Origin of the sequence: Nitrosophilus labii (genome assembly GCF_014466985.1) — a bacterium.
Lineage (GTDB): Bacteria > Campylobacterota > Campylobacteria > Campylobacterales > Nitratiruptoraceae > Nitrosophilus_A > Nitrosophilus_A labii.
The window spans coordinates 1,909,883-1,932,422 of sequence record NZ_AP022826.1 but is presented as its reverse complement, the minus strand read 5'-3'; the positions used below and the strand labels follow the sequence as shown (position 1 = coordinate 1,932,422).

At 32.1% G+C, this 22,540-nt stretch carries 17 protein-coding genes and 2 pseudogenes; 11 read left to right on the top strand and 8 right to left on the bottom strand.

The features are described 5' to 3' along the window. Positions 1-215: 215 nt before the first annotated feature. The gene (locus NIL_RS09800; protein ID WP_187647582.1) at positions 216-1,097 is read left to right on the top strand and encodes a patatin-like phospholipase family protein; all 882 of its coding nucleotides are present in this window, start codon (positions 216-218) and stop codon (positions 1,095-1,097) included. Positions 1,098-1,130: 33 nt separating this feature from the next. On the opposite strand, the gene NIL_RS09795 is transcribed toward NIL_RS09800, so the two are convergent. Then, on the bottom strand, positions 1,131-1,898 hold the full coding sequence (locus NIL_RS09795) for an inositol monophosphatase family protein (RefSeq protein ID WP_187647581.1): 768 nt from the start codon (positions 1,896-1,898) through the stop codon (positions 1,131-1,133). A 454-nt stretch (positions 1,899-2,352) separates the two neighbouring features. On the opposite strand from NIL_RS09795, the gene NIL_RS09790 reads away from it, so the two are divergent. The 3 genes from NIL_RS09790 (at position 2,353) to NIL_RS09780 (ending at position 5,742) form a co-directional block, all read left to right on the top strand. Further along, positions 2,353-3,759: a DegQ family serine endoprotease gene (locus NIL_RS09790; protein WP_187647580.1), complete on the top strand. Its 1,407-nt coding sequence runs from the start codon at positions 2,353-2,355 to the stop codon at positions 3,757-3,759. Between the two features lie 123 nt (positions 3,760-3,882). Next, positions 3,883-4,524, top strand: a complete 642-nt coding sequence (locus NIL_RS09785; protein ID WP_187648642.1) for a response regulator transcription factor — start codon at positions 3,883-3,885, stop codon at positions 4,522-4,524. A 6-nt stretch (positions 4,525-4,530) separates the two neighbouring features. Continuing rightward, complete coding sequence (locus NIL_RS09780) at positions 4,531-5,742, top strand: ArsS family sensor histidine kinase (RefSeq protein WP_187647579.1); 1,212 nt, start codon at positions 4,531-4,533, stop codon at positions 5,740-5,742. 2 nt (positions 5,743-5,744) lie between these two features. Here NIL_RS09780 and NIL_RS09775 read toward each other — a convergent pair whose 3' ends face one another. Then, complete coding sequence (locus NIL_RS09775; RefSeq protein ID WP_187647578.1) at positions 5,745-6,209, bottom strand: NUDIX hydrolase; 465 nt, start codon at positions 6,207-6,209, stop codon at positions 5,745-5,747. Positions 6,210-6,299: 90 nt separating this feature from the next. Between NIL_RS09775 and NIL_RS09770 the strand changes: the two genes are divergently transcribed. The 4 genes from NIL_RS09770 to NIL_RS09755 all read left to right on the top strand — a co-directional run bounded on the left by NIL_RS09770 (position 6,300) and on the right by NIL_RS09755 (position 11,397). After that, positions 6,300-7,064: an undecaprenyl-diphosphate phosphatase gene (locus NIL_RS09770; RefSeq protein WP_187647577.1), complete on the top strand. Its 765-nt coding sequence runs from the start codon at positions 6,300-6,302 to the stop codon at positions 7,062-7,064. Between the two features lie 198 nt (positions 7,065-7,262). Further along, positions 7,263-9,110 (top strand): TonB-dependent receptor plug domain-containing protein, encoded by a 1,848-nt coding sequence (locus tag NIL_RS09765; protein ID WP_187647576.1) that lies wholly within the window; start codon positions 7,263-7,265, stop codon positions 9,108-9,110. Continuing rightward, positions 9,107-9,538 carry a hypothetical protein gene (locus tag NIL_RS09760; protein ID WP_187647575.1) on the top strand — a complete coding sequence of 144 codons (432 nt, stop codon included), beginning with the start codon at positions 9,107-9,109 and terminating at the stop codon, positions 9,536-9,538. The genes NIL_RS09765 and NIL_RS09760 overlap by 4 nt, the downstream gene beginning before the upstream one ends. Further along, positions 9,535-11,397, top strand: coding sequence for a bifunctional diguanylate cyclase/phosphodiesterase (locus tag NIL_RS09755; RefSeq protein ID WP_187647574.1), 1,863 nt, complete (start codon positions 9,535-9,537; stop codon positions 11,395-11,397). The genes NIL_RS09760 and NIL_RS09755 overlap by 4 nt, the downstream gene beginning before the upstream one ends. Positions 11,398-11,452: 55 nt before the next feature. On the opposite strand, the pseudogene NIL_RS09750 reads toward NIL_RS09755, so the two are convergent. The 6 genes and pseudogenes from NIL_RS09750 to NIL_RS09720 all read right to left on the bottom strand — a co-directional run bounded on the left by NIL_RS09750 (position 11,453) and on the right by NIL_RS09720 (position 16,866). Further along, a pseudogene (locus NIL_RS09750) lies at positions 11,453-12,049 on the bottom strand (phospholipase A). Further along, positions 12,049-12,414: pseudogene (locus NIL_RS09740) on the bottom strand (hypothetical protein); the annotation flags it as partial. The pseudogenes NIL_RS09750 and NIL_RS09740, both read right to left, overlap by 1 nt. Before the next feature lie 100 nt (positions 12,415-12,514). Then, positions 12,515-13,801 (bottom strand): TolC family protein, encoded by a 1,287-nt coding sequence (locus NIL_RS09735; RefSeq protein ID WP_187647572.1) that lies wholly within the window; start codon positions 13,799-13,801, stop codon positions 12,515-12,517. After that, entirely contained in the window at positions 13,801-15,363 is a 1,563-nt protein-coding gene (locus NIL_RS09730; protein WP_187647571.1) for a DHA2 family efflux MFS transporter permease subunit, read from the bottom strand. Before NIL_RS09730 ends, NIL_RS09735 begins: the two co-directional genes overlap by 1 nt. After that, on the bottom strand, positions 15,356-15,721 hold the full coding sequence (locus tag NIL_RS09725) for a four helix bundle protein (RefSeq protein WP_187647570.1): 366 nt from the start codon (positions 15,719-15,721) through the stop codon (positions 15,356-15,358). The genes NIL_RS09730 and NIL_RS09725 overlap by 8 nt, the downstream gene beginning before the upstream one ends. Positions 15,722-15,750: 29 nt before the next feature. After that, a complete protein-coding gene (locus NIL_RS09720; RefSeq protein WP_187647569.1) occupies positions 15,751-16,866 on the bottom strand; it encodes an HlyD family secretion protein in 1,116 nt (371 codons plus the stop codon). A 211-nt stretch (positions 16,867-17,077) separates the two neighbouring features. On the opposite strand from NIL_RS09720, the gene NIL_RS09715 reads away from it, so the two are divergent. Genes NIL_RS09715 through NIL_RS09705 form a run of 3 tightly spaced genes read left to right on the top strand, consistent with a single transcriptional unit; the run spans position 17,078 to position 22,534 of the window. Further along, the gene (locus NIL_RS09715; protein WP_187647568.1) at positions 17,078-18,316 is read left to right on the top strand and encodes a TolC family protein; all 1,239 of its coding nucleotides are present in this window, start codon (positions 17,078-17,080) and stop codon (positions 18,314-18,316) included. Then, on the top strand, positions 18,313-19,455 hold the full coding sequence (locus NIL_RS09710) for an efflux RND transporter periplasmic adaptor subunit (RefSeq protein ID WP_187647567.1): 1,143 nt from the start codon (positions 18,313-18,315) through the stop codon (positions 19,453-19,455). Before NIL_RS09715 ends, NIL_RS09710 begins: the two co-directional genes overlap by 4 nt. Continuing rightward, positions 19,448-22,534: an efflux RND transporter permease subunit gene (locus NIL_RS09705; protein ID WP_187647566.1), complete on the top strand. Its 3,087-nt coding sequence runs from the start codon at positions 19,448-19,450 to the stop codon at positions 22,532-22,534. The genes NIL_RS09710 and NIL_RS09705 overlap by 8 nt, the downstream gene beginning before the upstream one ends. Positions 22,535-22,540: the final 6 nt, after the last annotated feature.

Below are 22,540 nucleotides of genomic sequence, written 5' to 3'. Positions count from 1 at the left end.
ACTGTTCAATAAAAGTTATTTTAACCCGGATTTTGCAATAATATTTGTTTTAGTAGTGCTTTTGCTTGAGATTTAGAGGCTTTTTAAAAATTTTGAAGGTCTATCCTATAAGGTGATAAGTCAAAAAATTTATGATCGCCAAAAATCTGGTGTTTAGTACTAATGTGATAAAGTCTATTGCAAAATCTGGGTTTAAGTTATTTTAAGGATATCTAATGAAGAAAACTGTCTCTTTAGTTTTAGGTAGTGGTGGAGCTAGAGGATATGCCCATATAGGAGCCATTGAAGAGATAGTAAAAAGAGGATACAAGATTGAAGCTGTCAGTGGCTCATCCATGGGGGCTCTAGTAGGCGGATTGTACGCTTGTGGAAAACTTAACGATTACAAAGAGTGGGTTTTAACTTTAGATTTTTTAGATGTTATAAAACTTCTTGATATCTCATTTGCTCCGTCAGGACTTATAAAAGGTGATAGAGTTTTTGAAAAACTTGAATCCATAATAGGCGATACTTTGATAGAGGAGCTTAAAATCCCTTATACTGCAGTAGCAACTGAGCTTTTAACTCAAAAAGAGGTATGGTTTCAAAAAGGGAAATTGATAGATGCTATAAGAGCGTCAATAGCTATTCCTACTTTTTTTACACCCCATAAACTAGATAAAAGAGTATATGTGGATGGCGGTATAGTAAATCCGTTACCTATAGCCCCTATTATGAGCCAGATTAGTGATATAACGATAGCTGTCAATCTCAACAGTAACAGACCACCCGTAAAAAATATAAAACTGACCACAAAGGAAAAAAAAGAGACAGAAGAAGCAAAAAACATTTTCCAGCAGCTTCTAAAAAACGCAGAAAAGAAATTTTCTCAAATAAAAAAGAGTGAAGAGGAGATTACTTATCTCTCAGTTATTTCTAGATCAATAGATACAATGCAAAATATTTTGACAAATTACAAAATCGCGGGTTACAGACCCGACATACTCATAGAAATACCCAAGGACTGCGCAATGTTTTACGAATTTCATAGAGCAAAAGAACTCATAAGATTGGGACAAAAGCTTGCAAAAGAAGCCTTGGATGAATATGAGTCATAAAACGTTTTGACAAAACATCATATTGATATAACTTTAATATTTACACATATTTTTTATAAGTTCATCATGTATTTTACCATTTGAAGCCACTACAATATCTCCAAACTTATACTCTTCTCCTAAATGGTTTGTTACTTTTCCTCCAGCTTCAGTTACCATCAAAATACCGGCGGCTACATCCCAAGGTTTGAGATCAATTTCATAAAAACCGCTAAATCTACCGCAAGCAGTATAGCAAAGATCAATAGCGGCAGAACCAAGTCTTCTTATATCTCTTGTTTTTGGTAGAAGCTCTGAAAAAGTCTTCACTACCCATCTATAATCTTTTCCCATCTTAATTTTTGTATATGGAAAACCTGTTGCTATCAAAGATGAGGTTAGATTATCCGCTTTATTTACTTTTATTTTTTTGCCGTTAAGATATGCTCCTTCTCCTTTTCTTGCCCAAAAAAGTTCATCTAAAACAGGGTTATATACTATCCCCTCTTTTGGCTCTCCCCCCTCCCAAATACCAATAGATATGCATACATATACAATAGAGTGAACAAAATTGGTAGTCCCGTCAATTGGATCTATAAAAATCGCTTTTTGAGGAATAGATCTTGCTTTAAAACTCTCTTCTGCAACAATCTCAAAATCACGATATTTTTTAGATATCTTCTCTTTTAAAAAGTTTTCTATTTTCACATCATACTCTGTAACAAGATCAATTTCACTCTTAAAATCAATCCTTTTTGAGTGATAATAACCATATTTTAAAATCTTACCCGCTTCTTTTACAATCTCTATTAGTTTTGACATAAATAACCTTTCTTAATGCTTGATTAGTGATTAGTAACTTATTTTTTGTATATTAGTATATTAGTATACTGGTTTTTTCTATCTTTTTCCCAATACACCAATAACCAATATACAATTTTTTAATTATTAACTTACTTACCGCACTCACCTAAACATTTTAACCACAAATCCTCCTCGCATTTGCTCGCTAAGATTTGCTTCATGGTAAACCAGCTGTTCATATGCTCGTCACTAAGCATAGCTTAGGACTCGCATAAATTCACAGCTTGCACTCGGACACAAACGATAAGCAGTTATCGTTCTAAGCCTTCGGCTTGTCCTCGTTTACTTTTTATTTACTTTTTATTAAATCTCGTTTGTAATTTTTATATTATCATTACATTACTAAAAGATTCGAAAAGAAGTTTTTACTTACTCCTCTTCCTTTTGAACTTTTATAAACTAAGGAGGAAAAATGAAAAAAATTTTGATCATATCAACAGTTGCAGCTTTGATGCTTTCTGCAGCTACTATAAATTTTGAAGAGGCGCCTAAAGATTTCAAAAGAGTAATGCCACAAGGAAACAATAATGTAGTTCTCTCTTTTTATGATGCTATTAAGGAAGCAAAACAGAGCGTTGTTAACATATCGACTAAAAAAAAGATAAAAACGCCAAACTTTGCAAACTCGCCTTTTTTTAACGACCCTTTCTTTAAACAGTTCTTCGGACCTATGTTCAAAGATAGATTGCCAAAAGATAGAGTTCAAAGATCTCTAGGCTCGGGCGTAATCATAAGCAAAGAGGGATATATCGTAACAAACAACCATGTCATAAACGATGCGGACGAGATCACCATAACACTTCCCGGAAGCGATAAAGAGTATAAAGCTAAGGTTGTAGGCAAAGACCCTTTAACCGACTTAGCAGTTATTAAAATAGATGCAAAAAATCTAAAGCCTATAAAACTCGGAGACTCCTCCAAACTTAAAACCGGGGATATCGTATTTGCCATAGGAAATCCATTTGCGGTGGGGGAGACAGTAACGCAAGGTATAGTTTCTGGACTTAACAGAAGCAATGTAGGAATCAATACATACGAAAACTTCATTCAAACCGATGCGGCCATCAACCCTGGAAACTCAGGAGGAGCATTGGTTGACAGCAGAGGAACTCTTGTTGGAATAAACAGTGCTATCATAACAAGAAGCGGTGGAAATAATGGGATAGGTTTTGCAATACCCGTCAATATGATGAAAGATGTGGTTAAAAAGCTCGTTGAAAAAGGCAAAATTGAAAGAGGGTATCTAGGAGTTATCATAGAAGATCTTAAAGGTCCTCTAAAAGAGGTTTATAAACATGACTACGGCGCCATAATAGTCGATGTTGCCAAAGATTCAGCAGCTGCTGAAGCAGGTCTTAAAAGAGGAGATTTGATCATAGAGGTTAATGGTGAAAAGATAGATGACGCAAATAAGCTAAAAACTGTTATAGGCTCTAAAGCCCCTGGAGAAAAAGTAAGAGTAAGATATGAAAGAAACAAAAAGACTTACACAGCAACAGTAAAACTAAAAGAGAGACCTGAGAGTACAAGTGTTGGATCTGAAAAAGAGTTTTTAGGATTAGGTCTTAAAGAGCTTGATGATAAAACAAGAAGAATGTATAATATTCCAAAAGATGTGGAAGGGTTGTTGGTTACAGAAGTTGAGCCAGACAGTAAAGCTGAAAAGGCTGGATTTAAAAGAGGAGATATCATCGAAGCCGTTGAGGATATAGATATTAAAAATATAGAAGATTTCAAAAAAGCGATCAAAAAATACAAAGGTCCAAAAAGAGTATATGTAAACAGGCAAGGATATCCTCTTATTTTAGTGTTGAAATAAAGTTTTAAGTGAGGAAATTGGAAGTTGGAAGTTTGAAATCTTGAAACTTATAATATTCAAACTTCCAACTTAAACACTTGAAACTTAAAAACTTAAGCAGAGGAAAAGCTTTTGAAAGTTGCTATGATAGAAGACGATATAGAGCTTGCCGAGATACTCTCCGAATTTTTGGAGACCCACAATATAAAGGTGGTAAATTTTGATGATCCTTTTATCGCTCTCTCAACAATTAAAAACGAAGATTTTGATGCTCTGATTTTGGATCTAACTCTTCCAGATATGGATGGTTTGGAAATTTTGAAAAAGATAAGGGAGTTTAGCGATATTCCCATAATTATTTCAAGTGCAAGAAGCGATATAACAGATAAAGTTATAGGACTTGAACTAGGTGCTGATGACTATCTACCAAAACCTTACAATCCAAGAGAGCTTGAAGCGAGACTAAAAGCTATTTTAAGAAGAAAAATACCAAAAAAAGAGCACAAAGAGTTTTTTTTAGACGAAAAAGCGAGAGAGATCAGATATAAAAATAAAATATTGGATTTGACGCCGGCAGAGTATGAAATACTCTCTTATCTAATAAAAAATCAAGGAAAAGCTATCTCAAGAGATGAACTTTTGAACAATATAGACTCTTTAAATCCTTTTTCAAACGAAAAAAGCATAGATGTCATAATCAGCAGAATAAGACAGAAACTTGGTGAAGATAGGAAACATCCAAAATATATTTTATCGGTTAGAGGAATCGGATATAAATTCGTATAAAGCAAGATGAAAAAATCAATATTTATTTCTATAACTTTCATATTTTTAATAGCCTTCGTAGGAATGGCCGCATCTTTTTATCTTTTTATAATATATGAAAAAAAGAGTTCTCTATACTCTATAGAAAAAAGATTCGATTTTGTTTCGCAAACCCTTCTTTGGCAGCTAAAAACCACTCAAAATCCTAACAAACTAGTCAAAGAGCTAAAATCTATCGAACTAGAGTCTATCACATATCCGAAAGAGGCCATAAAAATACTAAAAAATTCCAAAAAAATACAAAAAAGAGTTACACCTTTCGGTCAAATATGGCTTTTAAAATATAAGGGCAGCTACTACATATTTATACAGAGTTTTGGCAACTCTCTTTTATTAAAAGATATTTCTCAAAAAGATACAAATTATACTTTATATATAATAATTTTTGGATTTATAGCAGTTCTTTTGCTTTTTGCCTATATAGCGATTATTATAAAACTAAGACCGCTAAAAATAATCCAAAAAGAGCTTAAAAAATTTTCAAAAGGAGAGCTAAATCTAAATCTAGACATTAAAGGAAGCAGTGAAATAGCAGAAGTCGCTCAAACTTTAAAAAACGCTATAGATTCACTAAAAAATATAATGAACTCTAGAAAGCTTCTTCTTAGAAACATTATGCATGAACTTAAAACCCCAATAACAAAAGGTCGAATTACAGCAGAGATGATTGATGATGAAAAACAAAAACAAAGACTTATAAATATTTTTGAGAGATTAAACTCACTCATCAACGAACTTGCCGCAATTGAAACTATGGATTCTGGTATAAAACCCGACTTAAAACTTTTAAAAACTAATCAATTGATAGAGGAAGCGATAAATCTGGGCATGTTCGACAATAGTACTATTGAAGTAGCGTATCATCAAAATCCTAAAATTAAGGCAGACTATAGACTTTTGAGTATAGCTATAAAAAACCTTATAGAAAACGGCATCAAATATTCACTAGATGGAAAGATAAAAATAGTAGTTTTTGAAAATAAAATAATTTTTATAAACAAAGGCAATAAACTAAAAAAAGATTTTCGTTTCTATCTAGAACCTTTCACAAAAGAGAGACAAAACAGCGGTTTCGGATTGGGGCTTTATCTTGTTGATGCAATTTTAAAGCTTCATCACTTCAAATTATCATATACTCACAAAGATGATTTAAATACTTTTACAATTATTTTCAATTAATTTCAAAAAGAGTATAATCGGCAAATTTTTTCTCTCAATCTCTCCAAAAAGACCTTCTGAGACTTTACAATCTTTCTATTTGCTTCGTTAATATCAAACCACTTGGCTCTATCTGCTTCGGGGAATTTTTGAATTTTTCCCGATTTAGGAGGCCACTCTAGCTCAAAATAGTTAGACTTTATATCGGTATCTAAATCTTTGTTTATCGCAAAAATATGAATGATTTTATTTGAAGCTTTAATCTCTCCTAAATCGATAAAATCTCCCTCAATCTTTTTCCCGGTCTCTTCAAAAAACTCTCTTTTAGCGGCAACTAAAATATTTTCTCCCTCTCTAACTTCACCTTTAACTATACTCCAAGCTCCATCGTCTCTATTTTTCCAAAAAGGTCCACCCATATGGATCAAAAAAACTTTTAAATCCCCTTTATGGCATTTAAATGGTAAAATACCTGCACTTATTTTCATTTTTAACCTTTAGAGTAATGAGTAATCGGTTATCACTGTTTACTAACTACTGATCACTGATTACTGGTCACTTTTTACCAAAGGAAACCAATGGATATTATACAAGCTATTATCTTTGGAATAGTAGAAGGGATTACCGAATTTTTACCTATCTCATCAACCGGACACATGATACTTACCGCAAAGTTAATGGGACTTGAACAGAGCGCTTTTCAAAAAAGCTTTGAAGTCATAATACAACTTGGCTCAATATTAGCTGTGGTTTTCGTTTTTAAAGATAAAATTTTTAAAGATATTAACTTATGGAAAAAACTGATAATCGCCTTTTTACCTACGGCTGTTTTGGGTTTTACACTATATAAAATCATCAAATCGCTTTTTTTGCCACAAACCGTTGCTTATATGCTCATCATAGGTGGAGTAATTTTTTTGATTGTGGAGTATTTTTATAAAGAAAAAGAGTATCATATAGAAGATATTAAAGATATAAGCTACAAGCAGGCTTTTTTAATAGGACTATTTCAATCTTTAGCCATGATACCAGGTACTTCTAGAAGCGGTGCCACTATCATAGGCGGACTTTTGATAGGCCTTAAAAGAAAGATTGCGGCAGAGTTTACCTTTTTATTGGCCGTACCTACTATGCTCGCAGCAACTGGTTATGATATATTGAAAAATTATCACGAATTTGACGGCTCAAATATTTTCCTGTTAATAGTTGGCTTTATAACCGCTTTCATAGTTGCTCTTTTTGTTATTAAGTGGTTTTTAGGGTTTATTAAAAAGCACACATTTGTTCCATTCGGAATATACAGAATTTTTATAGGGGTTGTTTTTCTATTATATATTTATTAAAAATATAAAAATTTTTACTAAATTAATTAACTATACTGTTTCCAATAAAAGATATAATTTTTTTCTTTGAGGCAGCTTTAATGCATAGAAAATAAATATTTAAAAACTCATTTTTTCCTCTTTTTAGTTAATTTTCAGTTAATCTTGTAGATAATAGAAATATATAAAAAATAATTAATTTTTAGATCAGGAAAAAATATGAAATATATTCCCTTTTTTTTCATTATCACCTTGTCTCTTTTTTCGCAAAACCTTGATTCACTTCTTGAACAGTATAAAAAAGAGTCCGAACTTTCCAAAATAACAAAAATAGATACAGCTGGTTTTGTATATATTTACACAAGAGAAGATTTAGAATATATGCAAGCATACAGCCTAAAAGATATTTTAAAAACTATCCCGGGACTTAACTATACCATAGCGCCAAATGGACTATACCTATTTACCGCTGCTTCAACAAGCTATATTCCACCCTCTGCAGTAAGACTCTATATTAATGATCACGATTTATCCAGTGCATCATTTGGAAGTGCTCTTCTAATATGGGGAGATATGCCCGTTGAGTTTATAGATCATATAGAAGTCTACAGAGCAACATCTTCGATTGAATTTGGTAACGAAGCAGGAGTGATCATTATAAAAGTTTATACTAAATTAGCGCAAAGAGAAGAAGGGAAAAAAGTAAGAGTTATAACAGATTCTTTTGGCAGTGCTGGGATAGATACGTATATAGCCAATACTTATTTTGATAACAGCTCTTTATTTTTATATTTACATGGTAAAGACATAAATAGCAAAACATATCATAATGATGGATTCGATATAAAAAAAGATGAAAATGATTATCTATTTTATACTAAATATAGTTTAAAAGATTTTAGTTTGGAAGCTGCATCTTTTAAACAAGATAAAGCGCCATTTTTAGGGAACGGGGCTCTTTATCACCCTACTGGAGGAGGCCTTGACGCTCGACATACTTATATAAAAATCGATAAAAAAATAAAAGGAATCGAGTTTGATATAAGTTACGATAGTCTCGATTATGACAGGGTTTATGAGGACGAAAGCAAGATTTATACATCGTTAGGATATGTGGATAGATACCAAATAAAGTTTAAAGACACCATATTTTCTCTAATTTGGAAAAAATTTTTTACTACAGACAAAAACAGTCTACTTATTGGAGGATTTTACAAATATAAAGGTTTTCAGGCAGAAGGTAAATTTGACGATAAAAGTACGAAATTTGACAACCATTTAAATCTTTACTCATTATATGCCGAAAACAGTTATAGAGTTAGTGAAAACTCATCACTAATTTTTTCTATAAAAGGGGATTTTTATAGATATGGCAAAGAGGTAGATTCAAAGAACAAGCTTATTTCTCGAATAGGCTTTATAAAAGAGATAGGCAAACTAAAACTAAAAACTTTTTTCACAAAAACTTATACTCCACCACAATTTTATACTTTTTACTCTAAAGAAAACTACCCTTTAATAACCAATCCGCATTTAAAATATCCACAAGCTATAATTTCAACTATTGGGGCCGATTATTATGATAATAAATACAAACTTGGAGTTAAATTAGGAAACAGAGTTTTAAAAGATAAAATTCTTTATGATCCTTTTTACGGCTATTTCAATATAAATGATAAAGTTAAGTTCAATTTTATAGAAATAAATTATGAATATTTTTTAGACGATAATGATAGACTGCTTATTTATATTACTAAAGGAGAAAACTCTAAGGATAATCTTTCTCCCAATTTACATATAAATTTAAGAGTATTTAATAAATTTAACAAATTTGACATCTACAACGAATTCTTATACAAAAACTCTTACGAATATTACGGAATGCATGTCAAAAGCTCACTTGACTATACCGTTTCTCTTAAATATCATATCAGCAAAGATTTAAGCATAGGTATAAGAGGTGAAAATATTTTAAATAATGGTTTTGAACAAGCATATAGAAAAACTAACAACACATATCCGCTAACAGATCATAGATTTATAATCAATTTGGAGTACCTATTTTGAAAAAAATTGTTATATTGTTAGTATTGGTTATTAACCTTATAGCTTCAGTAACCAAAATAGAAAAAGAGATATATAGCACTATATTAAAAGCACTATTCCCTCAAAAAAAGATTATTAAAATATGGGTGGATAATCATCACAAAAAAAAGCTTTTTCGTAAAATAAATTTAGTAAAACTAACCAATAATTATAAAAACGCTGATATTCTTTTTGTTTATAACACAAAAACTTTAAAAGATGAAAAAAGAGACAAAGCTATTATTTTTGTAGGAAAATATACTTTATTAAAAGATTATCAAGACAGAGTAATAGGAGGATTTTTTTGGCAAAAAGGAAGACCAAATATAATATTTTTAAGAAAAAATCTAGAAAAATTCAATATAACTCTTCCTTCAAATTTTGAGAAATATATAGAGGATAGAGTTTGAAACATATAAATAAAATTGTAGGCATACTTATTTTAACTATTTTGATTTTAATCTCTTATCTATTTATTTCTACCCATTCTATTGAAAAACAGATTAGCAAAAGTATAAACGATCTTTTTGTACATCATGTAAAAGAGGTATCTAAAAATATAGAAAAGTTTATTAAAGGGTATTTTAAAAACAATTTATATGAAAAACTAAAAAGTGATGAAAAATTAAGAGAATATTTACAAAACTCACTCTCATTAACAGCCGCTTCTCCTCATAATTATGTATATATTCTATACAGAGATAAAAAAGGCAGATATAGATATCTGCTTGACGGCAGTAACGAAGACAGAGGAGAATTTGATCAAAAACTAGACGTGGATCAAAAAAGCTGGGATGAGGTGTATTATACTACAAAAGATAAAGTTATTATTCACAAAAGCTCCGAATTTATCTATATAACATATTTAAGACCAATCATAATAGACTCTAAAGTTGAAGGAGTAATAGCAGTAGATTTTACTAGCGAACTTCCAGCAACGATCTCACAAATTTTAAACTCTGTAAAATCTATTTTCAATTATATATTTTTAACTTTTCTTGCACTCTTTTTGATATTGCTATATCAGTATATATTATATTTGAAAACCAAAAAATACGCCATAACCGACTCTTTAACTCAAGTTTATAACAGAGTTTATTTAAGAAATTTTCTTGAAAACATAAATCCAAATAATTATGCTATTTTAATGTTAGATATTGATCATTTTAAAAACATAAACGATACTTACGGACATAAAGCGGGCGATTTTATTTTAAGAGAATTTGCAAATATTCTAAAAACAATTTTAAGAGAAGAGGATATCATAGTTAGATATGGTGGAGAAGAGTTTTTAGTTTTTTTAAAAAAACCGGAAAATGAAAAAGAGATTTTAAAAGTTGCAGAGAGAATAAGAAAAACTATAGAAAACTTTTCTTATGAATATGAAAATTATCAAATAAATATTACCGTTTCTATAGGTATAACACTACATCCCGAAAGGTTTAAAACCATTAAAGAAGCTATAAAAATAGCAGATGAAATGCTATATAAAGCAAAAAGAGGAGGAAGAAATAAAGTAGTTTGGAGTAAAAAAGAAAATTTTATAGAAATAACATACAAAGATATATATTTTGTCAAAGAAGCTATTGATGAAAATAGGGTTGTTTGCTATTTTCAACCTATTTACAATATAAAAAATAACAAAATAGTAAAATATGAAGCTTTAGTTAGGCTTTTAGACAAAAATAGCGATCTTATATACCCTGGAGCCTTTTTAGAAAAAATTGTGTATACAACTATCTATAACTCTTTAACAAAAAAGGTTTTAAATATCATTTTTGAAAAAATAGAAAAAACTAAAAAGAATATCAGCGTAAATCTAAATCTTTCCGATATTACTGATAATATGGTTTTTTCTATTATTTTAAAAGAGATTGAAAATAACTTAGCACTCTCTAAGTATCTTACTATTGAACTTCTTGAAAATGAATCTTTAACAAATCAAAAAGAGCTTGGAAAAAGACTAGAGCAACTTAAAAGCTATGGAGTAAAAGTAGCTATTGATGATTTTGGAAGTGGATATTCAAACTTCGAAATTTTTAGATTTTTACCTATAGACATATTAAAAATCGATGGTTCTTTAATAAAAGAGATAGAAAATTCAAAAATCTCATATTCAATTGTCAAATCGATTACACTTTTCGCAAAAGATTTAGATATTGATATAGTAGCAGAGTTTGTAGAAAATGAGAAAATTCTAAAAATCTTGGAAAATCTTGAAATTACTTATGCTCAAGGGTTTTATCTGGGAAAACCTAGCAAATTATAATCTCATTTGAAACTGTTAAAATATTTTAATCCAGATTTTGCAAATCCAACTTATATCACCTTGCAAACATTACTCCAAATCCAACCTTGTTCACATTATTGTTGTAATCTATTAAACTCTCTCCATATCCGTTAAAATACTGAATATATCCAAAAGTTTTTTTAAACAAAAAGAAAGGAAACGACCAGTCTATCTGAACTGAACCTCTATTGTTATCAGAACGAAGATTGTTTCTAAGCTTTATCTTTACAAAATGATTTTTTATAGGAATCCCTAAACTAAACTGCCCATAACCCAGATAAGAGAGAATATCGGGATTATCGTCACTCTCTTTAGGCTCTGGTATTCTATACCAGCCTTGTAAAGAGAGTATTATGTTTTTGTATTCGAAAATTCCTTCTAGAATTATTCTGTTCCAAGATCTTGAAGGGCATTCCGGCTGTCCGTTTGATTGGTGATTTAAAATGATTTTATACCCTATAAGAGGAAACTCTTTTAAGTAGAACGTAGGCACCATCACAAAAATTTCAGATTCGTAGTTTGTCTCTCTAAAAGGAGAAGAGTTTGAGTATATCTGTCAGTTTGACTGTTGAGTATATCCAAAAGCGTATATTTCATCTGCTCCTAAAAGATTATAAAAAAAAGGTTTTATTACACTAAATTGAAATTTAGCCTCTTTTTGGTTTCTATCTCTTTTTTTTCGTCAAAATCATAGGCAAAAGGTAAAAAATAGTTCTCTTTATATGGATACAATCCAAGTTTATCAGAAAACTTTCTTTTTAAAACAGCTCTTTTCTTTTTATCATATCTATTGATCAAAGAGTTTACTACAGTTTGAAAATCCTCTATCTCTTTCGCTTTGAGCTCTTTTTTTGAAATTTTTTTAGCTTTTTGTAAGATTTTTAGTTTTATCTTTGCCTCTAAATCTCCTTTTTGGGCAGCTTTTTTATAAAAATTGATTGCTTTTTGCACACTTTTTTCAACACTTATCCCCTCTTCGTAAAATAATCCCATTAGTCTTAAAGCTTCCTCATCGCCGACTTTTGCCTATCTTTTATCTTAGATATATCAAATGCCAACAGCAAAAAAGGTAAAATAAGTAAAAAAAGTTTTTTACTCATTTGCCAAAACTCTTTTTGAAAGTTTCCAGTGAACCTTCAAGCAAAATTTTACATTTTTGGTTAAAGATTGCCGACTTTACCCTAGCTACTTCCGCTTTAGCTTTTGCTAAGTCCGCTATAGCTCTGCTAAGCTCATCCGCGCTGGATAGTTGGTTTTGAAATCGTCCCTCTATCAACTTATAATAACTCTTTGCCGCTTTAACTCTTTTTTTTGCTGAAATAAGATTAGTTTTTAAAGAGTCTAAAACCTTAAAGTCACTTTTCAAAGAGCTTTCGATCTTACTTTTGTAGTCTCTTAAATATGCTATTCTCGCCATCTTTTTATATTTTGCCGCCTCTAAAGACTTTTTATCGCTAAGGCCGTTGAAAATGTTTTGAGAAATCTCAAACGCTACATAACTCTCATTTGCATTTTTATATCCGTCTCCGTTTAGCTCAAGGTTACTACCATATTTTCTCAAAGCCCCTTTGAAAAAAAGTTTAGGATAGAAATTGCTTTTAGCCAAAGCTATATCTTTTTCATCAGTCATTAAAGCTTTTTTTATAGCCAAAACATCTTCTCTAGACTCTATCGCCTTTTTTATAGCTACTCTATCCAACTTAATATCTCTCAATCCTTCCACATCTTCTATCTTATCATTTGTCAAATATCCAAGAATATAGAGCATCGACTCTTTTTTACTTCTATACTCACTCAAAATAGACTCTATCTCATACTTTTTTGCTTCTATGTTGTATATTTCGCTTGGAGGGATCAAACCTTGTTCATAAAAACCTTTCGCCTTCTTATAAGCTAGCTCTATCGCTTTCAAAGCCTCTTTAGTAGCCTTAATAGCATAGTTCAAAGAGTATATCAAACTGTAGATTTTGGCACTTTTTATATAAAGATTTCTTTTTAGGTCGTTTTTTTCAAGTACACTTTTTTGCATATCAAGTCTAGATTTCTCTACTACATTTTCAATGGCAAAACCAGTAAAGATCGGATAGGTCAAAGAGATTTCACCTATATATTGATTTATGGATGCTGCCTGAAAATATTCAGGTAGTCCCGGAACTTTCAAATCCACGTAAAGTTTTGGTTCCTCTTGCAGATAAAGAGCTTTCAAAGAAGCATCTACTTTAGGAAGATATTTTCCTTTTTGAGACTCGTAAATCTCTCTTTTTGCTTCTATTTCATAGTTTTTGGATTTCAAAAGATAGTTATTTTCTATTTTATTCAATATCTCCTCAAAACTATCAGCACTCAAAAAAAGAGGCAATAGTATAAAAATATATCTTTTCATCACTCTTCCTTTTTAACTTTCAAATCTTTTTTGAAAAAAAGCAGCAAAACAAACAGACTTCCAAGAAGTCCCCAATATGCCGCATGCATGAAAGTATTATAAAATCCATAGTTGTAACTCATAAAAAGTTCGTAGTTTCTAAAAACCTCTTCTATTAGCTCTTTCGTAACCCCTAAAAACTCTTTAGCCTCATCTAGAAAGAGTCTTATATATTCAATATTTTGTATCTCGACCATTCTGTCAAAATTTAAAGATTTAAAATACTCCATATTGTTTGTAGCAAGAGCAGTTCCAAAACTTCCGCCTACAAATCTTACATAGTCCATAAGTACAATTGCTAGTTCACTTTTGTTATGTGGTGCACTTTGCAAAATCAAGACTGTTACAGGTGCAAAAAACATACCCATACCTACTCCAAAAGGAACGGTTAGCAAAATGGCTTGTGTCATAGGTGTATAATAGTTTAGATTTGGAAGCAGAAAAAAAGAAGTAAAAAGATAAATAACAGCAGCAATTGCCACCGTTTTTTTTGCCCCTATCTTGTCACTCATAATTCCTGCTATTGGAGAGAAAATACCTATAAAAAGTGCAAAAGCAAATATCGCTATTCCAGCATTTAGCGTAGGAAGCATCTTTATATGTTCGTAATATACCGGCAAAAGGTAAAAGTATTGATACATACTAAACCCTAGAATAAAAAAGTAGATAAAAATGCCGTTTGTAAAGTCAGCATTTTTAAACAGAGAAAAATCTATCAAACTCTTCTTTGAATGCATCTCGGCTAAAATATACAAAATATATCCTACTATCGCGATATAGAGCAAAATCCCTATCTCTATAGAACTAAACCAACCAAGCTGCTGTCCTCGGCTTAGCATAATAAGAAGAGAGACGGTTGCTATAGATAACAAAGTAAAACTTTTAAAATTAAAACTCATCTTCTCAAAAAACCTATCTTTTGGGAGATAGATTAACCCCGCAACCACTAAAATAACTCCTATGGGAACATTTATGAAAAATACCATTCTCCAGTTGTAATATTCTGTAAGATACCCCCCTACGGTTGGCCCAAGAGCAGGAGCGAAGCTTACTCCCAAGGCAAATATCCCCATAGCCAGTCCCTTCATCTTAGGGGGGAAATATGAAAAAATCATTACATGACTAGTAACCATGATAAGAGCTTCTCCAACCCCTTGCACTACCCTTGCTACGATTATAGTCTCAAGGGTATTTGAAAGCCCACAAAACATAGAGGCTATACTAAACATAGCAACACCGGCTAAATAAACTTTTTTAGAACCAAACTTTTTTATAAGGTATTCACATATTAAAAGACCGACGGCTGCAGCTACCATATAACTAGTTATGATCCACTGTACTCCATACATATCTGTAGAAAGAGGGCCCGTGAGTTTTGGAACTATAACGTCTACTACCGTAGTATCAAGTATAGCCATAAAAGCACCGACCATAACGATAATAGTATAGACTATCCTTTCTTTGGTTGTTATTTCCCAAGGCTTTTGAGCGGAATTAGGAATTGGGAATTTGGAATTAGGCATTATTTTTCCTACTTTTAAAAATAAATTTATTTAACTGTTTTCCCAATTTTTCACATAAATTTAAAATATCATTTTTTATTGAAATATCGATTAACTCTCTTTTATGTAACAAAAATATCCAATGTTTAACTTCAAATAGGCTTCCTCTGGCATTATAATAGAATTTAATCTTGTCATTAAAATGAAATCTACCGAAACCCTCTGCAATATTGGCACCAATCGAGTCAGCTGAATTTAATAATTGTTTACCTATATTAAATCTAAACTCTTTCGGAAGAGTTTGATAAATCTGCCAAGAAATATCTGATAATTTAATAGCATCTTTATAAATTTCTAATTGTCCTAATTTCTCAACCATTATTTCCTCCAATTCCTAATTCCAATTTCCTAGTTCCTTTGTATAGCGACAGTAGCTCCCATCCCCACTCTTAAATCTTCAGTAGGATTTAGAATTTTTATACGAATGGTAAATCTTTGATCCAGTTTTGTAAATTCACCGCTAGCTATATCTCTTGGGACTAGGCTGAAGGTGGCAGCAGAAGCTGGGAGAATTTTTTGAACTACTCCTTTAAACTCTTTGTTTGGATATGCATCAACTTTGATTTTAACACTATTACCCTCTTTTACCCCTTTTAATTTCTTTTCGCTAAGCAATACCTCAACATGCAAATCTTTAGGATTAACTATAGAATAAACCGGATAGCCTCTTTTTATGACATAAGATTTGTTTATAAACTTTTTTGCAACTATTGCATCCGTAGGTGCATAAAGCTTACAATAAAAAATTTTGTTTTTGAGCTCTTCCGCTCTTTTTTTAAGAGCTTCTATTTTATTTTTCAAAGATATTATCTCTTTATCTAGCTCAGATAAAACTCTCTTTTTTACTGTACTGAGCTGGACTCCTTTTTTGGCACTTTCAAGTTCCACGTACAAAGAACCTATCTCTTTGTTTTGTGCCGCTATTAGATCTTTTAGTGAATCTAGTTTAGTCTTTACTTTTTCATAATCGTTTCTTGATATTAGTTTTTCATGAAGAAGTTTTTTATATCTCTTTTCATCTTTTTGAAGTTTTTTAAGATTTTGAGTATCTGCTGAGATTTTTAGCTTAAAAGCTTCTATCTTAGACTTTAGGTACTCTATTTTATCTTTTGCTAGTCCCTCGTTGATATCTAGTTCATTTTTAATTCTCTCTCTTTTTAAGCTTAGAACCTCCTCTTTTTTAACTAAAGAGTCAATCTCTTTTTTTACTCTCTCTAAAGCGACTTTATAATCTTTGTCGTCTATAAGAGCTAAAAGTTCTCCCTTTTTCACGCTATCACCTTCTTTTTTTAACATTTTTACTACTTTACCGTCAACTTTGAAAGAGAGAGTCAAAAGTGTATCCGTTTTAATAAACGCAGCATCACTTACCGCATTTTTAGTTCTATAACTTATATAGTCATAAGCTATATAGCTAAATATTAAAATCAACATTATCAGTAAAATTGAACCGATTTTTTTCATAGTATTCCTTTTTTTTGGACATTAGACATTGGACATTGGACATTAGGAATTGGGAATTAGGAATTAGTGTATTCTTTATTACCCACACTCACACTTACACTCACACCTAATTAATGAATTATATTCATTTTTTTATTAGCTTATTCTTATTTAAGGAATATTGTTTTATTATATAGGGCATAATGATAAAAAATCCAAAATAGGTAAATCCATGCGAAAACTTTTGCTACTCCCCTTTTTGCTAATAAATCATATATATGCTCTTACCTTGGAAGAGGCAATAGATACGGCGTTGAAAAAAAGCCCTCTATACCAGATCCAAAAAGAGAAAATTTTGGAAGCCGAGGAAGACAAACTTTCAAAAAAATCGAAAAATTTCGGGAAAATTACTCTTGTAGGAAGCTATACGCAATATAACATTCCAAGGACACTAGCCCCAATAGTACCTCCGATAACTGCAGATATTATTTCAAGCAAAGATATAACAAGTATGGGAACTATCTATGAAGTTATGCTATTTAACGGTTTTGCGGATTTAAGTTCGGTTAAAATCGCCGATATAAACAGACACGTTTCAAAAATAGACTTAAAACTGACAAAAGAGCAACTTATCTACAACATCAAATCACTCTACTATAAAATCCTATCTTTGAAAAATCAAAAAGAGAGTTCTTTAAGCTATAAAAAAGCACTTGAAAAACTCTATCAAGATACAAAAACAGGTATAAAACTCGGCAAAAAAGCAAAAATCGATCTTTTAAAAGTCTCTTCGGATATGCAAAACGTTATCTACAGTATAACAAATCTTGAAAAAAATATCCAAATCCTAAAATCTAAACTTGCCTATCTTATGGGCGTAGATAGCATAGATGAGCTAAAGCCCGCGGAAGAAGCAGTATCTTTAAATATTAACGACACTAAACAAACCTATGTTTATAAAAAATCGTTTCTTGAGAGCAAAAAGGCCAAAAAAGCCATTAAAAAAGCATCATCTCTTTACTTCCCAAAAATTTCTCTAAATCTATACTATGGTAAAAATATGGCAAAAGGGGTCGAAGAAGAGCTCTGGCAAGGTGGAGTAAACTTAAACTGGAATATTTTTGATTTCGGATATAAAAAAGCAGAACATCAAAAAGCGAAAATCTCTTATTTGATTTCAAAACTTAAACTAAAAGATACGGAACTAAAACTAAAAAGCGATATCGAAGAGGCAAAAAACCGTATTGCAATCGCAAAAGCCAAGATAGTTTCTACAAAAAAGCAGCTTTCACTTCTTAAAAAGATAAAAGAGACTGAAAAACTTAAATACGAAAAAGGGGCATCCGATATGTACGACCTACTATACGCAATAGCAAAATATGAAAAAGCAAAAAGCGATCTGTATGAGGCTATATATGATCTAAGTATTCAAAAAGCATATCTCAATTACATAACGGCAGGTGAAAAATGAAAAAGATATTAATACTAATAACAATAATCCTTTTAGTAGGTGCAGGTTTGGTAGTCATTAAAAAGAAAAAAGAGGAACTAAACTCACTTCCAACCCCTAAAGCCAAACTGGTTACTGTTGAGATAGCAAAACCCAAAAATATGGAAGTTGAGCAAAAAAGAGTATTTATTGGTAGATACTACTCCGCGCTGCATCCGCAAATCTCTTCCAAACTTAGTGGTTTTATAAAAAAAGTGTACGTATCGGAAGGCGATAAGGTAAAAAGAGGCGATATTTTAATACAAATCGACGATAAAGAGCTAAAAGAGTCCATAAAAGCACAACAAGCCTCCATAAACGCTTTAAAATTCTCTATCGATTCCATAAAAAGTACACTTTTTGCTTTAAAAAACGATTATCTATACGCAAAAGAGGTATATGAAAGAAACAAAGCACTTTATGAAGCGGAAGCTTTGCCAAAAGAGAAACTAGACCTTTCCAAAGTTATGATGGATCTAAAAGAGTCCAAACTAGAATCTACAAAAAAGAGTTTAAAAGCAAAAGAGGAAGAATTAAAAGCTTTAAAAGCGGGGCTTAAATCTAAAATAACACAACTTCGCTATACATCCATAAAATCTCCCCTAAACGCAACCGTAGGAAAAATATACCTAAAAGATGGGGACTTAGCTATGCCGGGCAAACCTATACTCCAGTTACTTGGAGAAAAAAAGAGAGTCGAGTTTGAATTCCCCCTCTCTATGAGTAACAATATAAAAGAGGGGATGAGTGTATATATCCAAAATAAAAGAGCAAAAATTTCAAAAATTCTTCCAAATTCACAAAAAGCTTTAGCCGTAGCCAGAATAGAGAGCAACTCTTTAAATCTACCCGAAAACATCGATATAAAAGTAGAAGTTGTCCAAAAAAGCGCAAAAGGGACTGCAATCCCCGTTAAGGCTATATTAGAAAAAGATGATGAAAACTATGTTTTTGTATATAAAAATGGTCGTTTTCATCCAAAAAAGATAAAAATATTGGCCAAAAACGAAAGTTACGCGGTTATATCTCCTGATATTAAAGAACCGATCGCTATAGGAAGCAATGACAAGCTCTCTAGACTATTTTTTCTAAAACAGGTAAAGGCTATAAGTTATGAATAGCAATTGGATCGAAAAAGTATTAAAAAGACCCTATTTTATTATCTCATTACTGGGTCTTTTTCTCTTTTTGGGCATATACGGTTACAACTCCATAGATAGAAAACTTTTTCCCGATTCAAATAGACCCGAAATAGCTACTGTTATCATTTGGCCGGGCGCAAGCGCAAAAGATTTGGCTTCCAATGTGGCAGTTCCGGTTGAAAAAGAGCTCTATACTCTGGATAAAATAAGAAGAGTTTACTCTACAACCATAGACGAAGTAAGTGTTATAAGAGCGGAGTTTGAGTATGAAAAAGATATAGAGAGCGCAGCTAGTGATGTTGCAAACGCAATTTCCAAAATCAGATCTTCTCTCCCTACGGATATCAAAGAGCCCCAAATTCACAAAATCACAGCGGCAACGCCTCCAGTAATCACTATCGGTGTCTCTTCTAAAAAAGGTTCTTTGGTAGAAGTACGAGAGATTTGCGAAAATCGGATAAAAAACGAGCTTTTAAAAACTAAAGGCGTTTCAAACGTTGAGATTTTTGGAGGTTTTGAAAAAGAGATTCTCATCGAAGTCGACAAAAATCTTCTTGATAGATACTCTTTAAACTTCGACGGTATTTTAGGCGTACTCTCAAAAAACGACAAAGACTACGCGATAGGTTTTTTAGATATCCCTAGAGGTAGATTCTTGCTTAAATCAAAAGGGAAAAGAGAAAATCTTGAAGAGATAAAAAAAATCCACATAACTGATAATCTTCTTTTAGAAGATGTGGCAAAAGTATATTATGGACATTATGACAATAGTGCACTATATTACGGCAATGGCAAACCCGCAATCGCACTATCGATACAGAGATCCATAGATGCCGATGTTATAAAAACGATAAACAGCGTAGAAGAAAAACTTAAAGTTATAAAAGCAGCCTATCCGGAACTTGAGTTTGAAATAACCGATACTCAAAAAGATACGATTGAACAGAGCATTACAAATATGTTCGAATCCTTAAGAGACGCCATCATAATGTCCACCATAGTGGCCTTCTTTTTTCTCGCTTCATTTAGACAGGTTTTAGTGGTACTCTTTACCATCCCTTTGGTTTACGCCGCAACTGTATCTATGATGTATCTATTTGAGATAGAGTTTAGCGTCGTAACCTTAACAGCCATAATACTTGCTTTAGGACTATTGCTAGATGATGCGGTTGTAGTGATGGAAAATATTGAGCGGCACTACAAAGAACTCAAAAAACCTATCCAAAAAGCGGTGATTGAAGGCACTAAAGAGATAATGTTTGCCGATTTAAGCGGCACTATAACAACAATGGCGGCACTTTTTCCTATAATGTTTGTAGGAGACTATCCACAAACAATTTTTAGACCCCTAGTTTCAACACTACTGATAGCTTTGGCGGCCTCATATGTTATATCAATAACTACGGTTCCTCTTTTAAGTTTGAAATTTTTGGCAATAAAATCTCCTTTGATATTAAAAGCTGAAGATCTTTTTGCAAAAATAACAAACAGTTTTAATAATGCAGCAAGAAATTTCTTCATAACTCTCGCAAAGACAGCTATGCAAAGCAGACCTATAGCATTTTTATATTTCGTAACACTGCTTTTGCTTTTTATTATAAGCGCTAGAGTTGTAATGCCGCTTGTAGGCCAAGAGCTGATGCCGCCTATGGATACGGGTATAGTAAAAATAAACGTTACTATGGACCCAAATTTGCCAATCCAAAAAAGCGAAGAGACTCTTAAAAAGATAAATCAAGCTGTATATGAAAGCGGCAAAGTACTTAGAGTATCCGCAAGCATAGGAAGCGAACCGGGTGTTTTGAGTATCGGTAGCGGTAGCGGTATAGATCAAATCGCAATAACCGCCGCTTACGTAAACAGATTTGAAAGAGAAGAGAGTATCTGGGATATAGAAAGAAAAATAAGAGAAAAACTACAAAAAATACCAAATATCAAATATTTCACAGTTTTCGATTACGGTGCTACCGCACTTTCCAGCATAAGAGGAAATGTTGACGTAATGCTAAGTTCAGAGGATATAAAATCTCTGCAAACTTCTTCAGAGAAACTTTTAAAAGTTTTGCAAAATACTCAAGGACTTGTTAACGTAGCCAAAACTTGGGATCTTGATAAAACCGTATATAAACTCATTATTGACGAGCAAAAAGCTCTAACTTACAATCTTACCTCAGATATGATTGCCAAGCAGATAGGTCTCTATCTAAAAGGAACTCCTGCAGCTTTCAAGCCTGTTGATAACTCCAACGATATCTTGATAAGAGTAAGAGGTGAGGAACAAAAACAGGCTCTAAAACTAATCAAAACTATACTTATAGATACACCAAAAGGAAAAGTACCGCTTTTTGCATTTGCAAAAATAGAAAAGCTGATAGAACCGAGTCTTATAACCAGAGAAGGTCTTAAATATACAGTTGATGTTTACGGCTTTAGAGAAAAAGCTGCTATTTCTCATATTATGCAAAATTTCGATAAAGCCTTTAAAGATGTAAAACTGCCACAAAATGTAGAGATGACTCACACGGGAGATATTGCGCAGTTTGAAGATTCCGCCAAAAGGATGGTTAAAGCGGTAGCTTTCGGGATAGGGCTTATATTTTTAACGTTAGTACCTATGTTCAACTCTTTTAGAGCCCCGCTTTTGATCATTTTTTCCATCCCTTTAACCTTAATAGGCGCTAGCTGGATTTTGCTTTTGATGGATTATCATACTTCAATGCCTGCTATGATGGGTTTTATACTTTTAAGCGGTATTATTGTAAACAATGCGATTCTTTTGATAGAATTCGCTCTTTTAGGGATGAAAAAAGGATTAGACGCAATGGATGCAATGGTCGAGAGTATTAAGATCAGAACTAGACCCGTGTTGATGACCGCTTTTGCTACGACAGCCGGGATGTTACCTGTCGCTCTTGGATGGGCAATCGGACTAGAGAGACTTGCCCCTTTGGGAGCGGTTGCGATAGGCGGGTTGATGGTTGGAACCTTTTTGACGTTGGTTTTCATTCCTATCATTTTCGTTTGGATATACAGAGGGAAAAAAGTAACAGAATTTTAAAGGTAT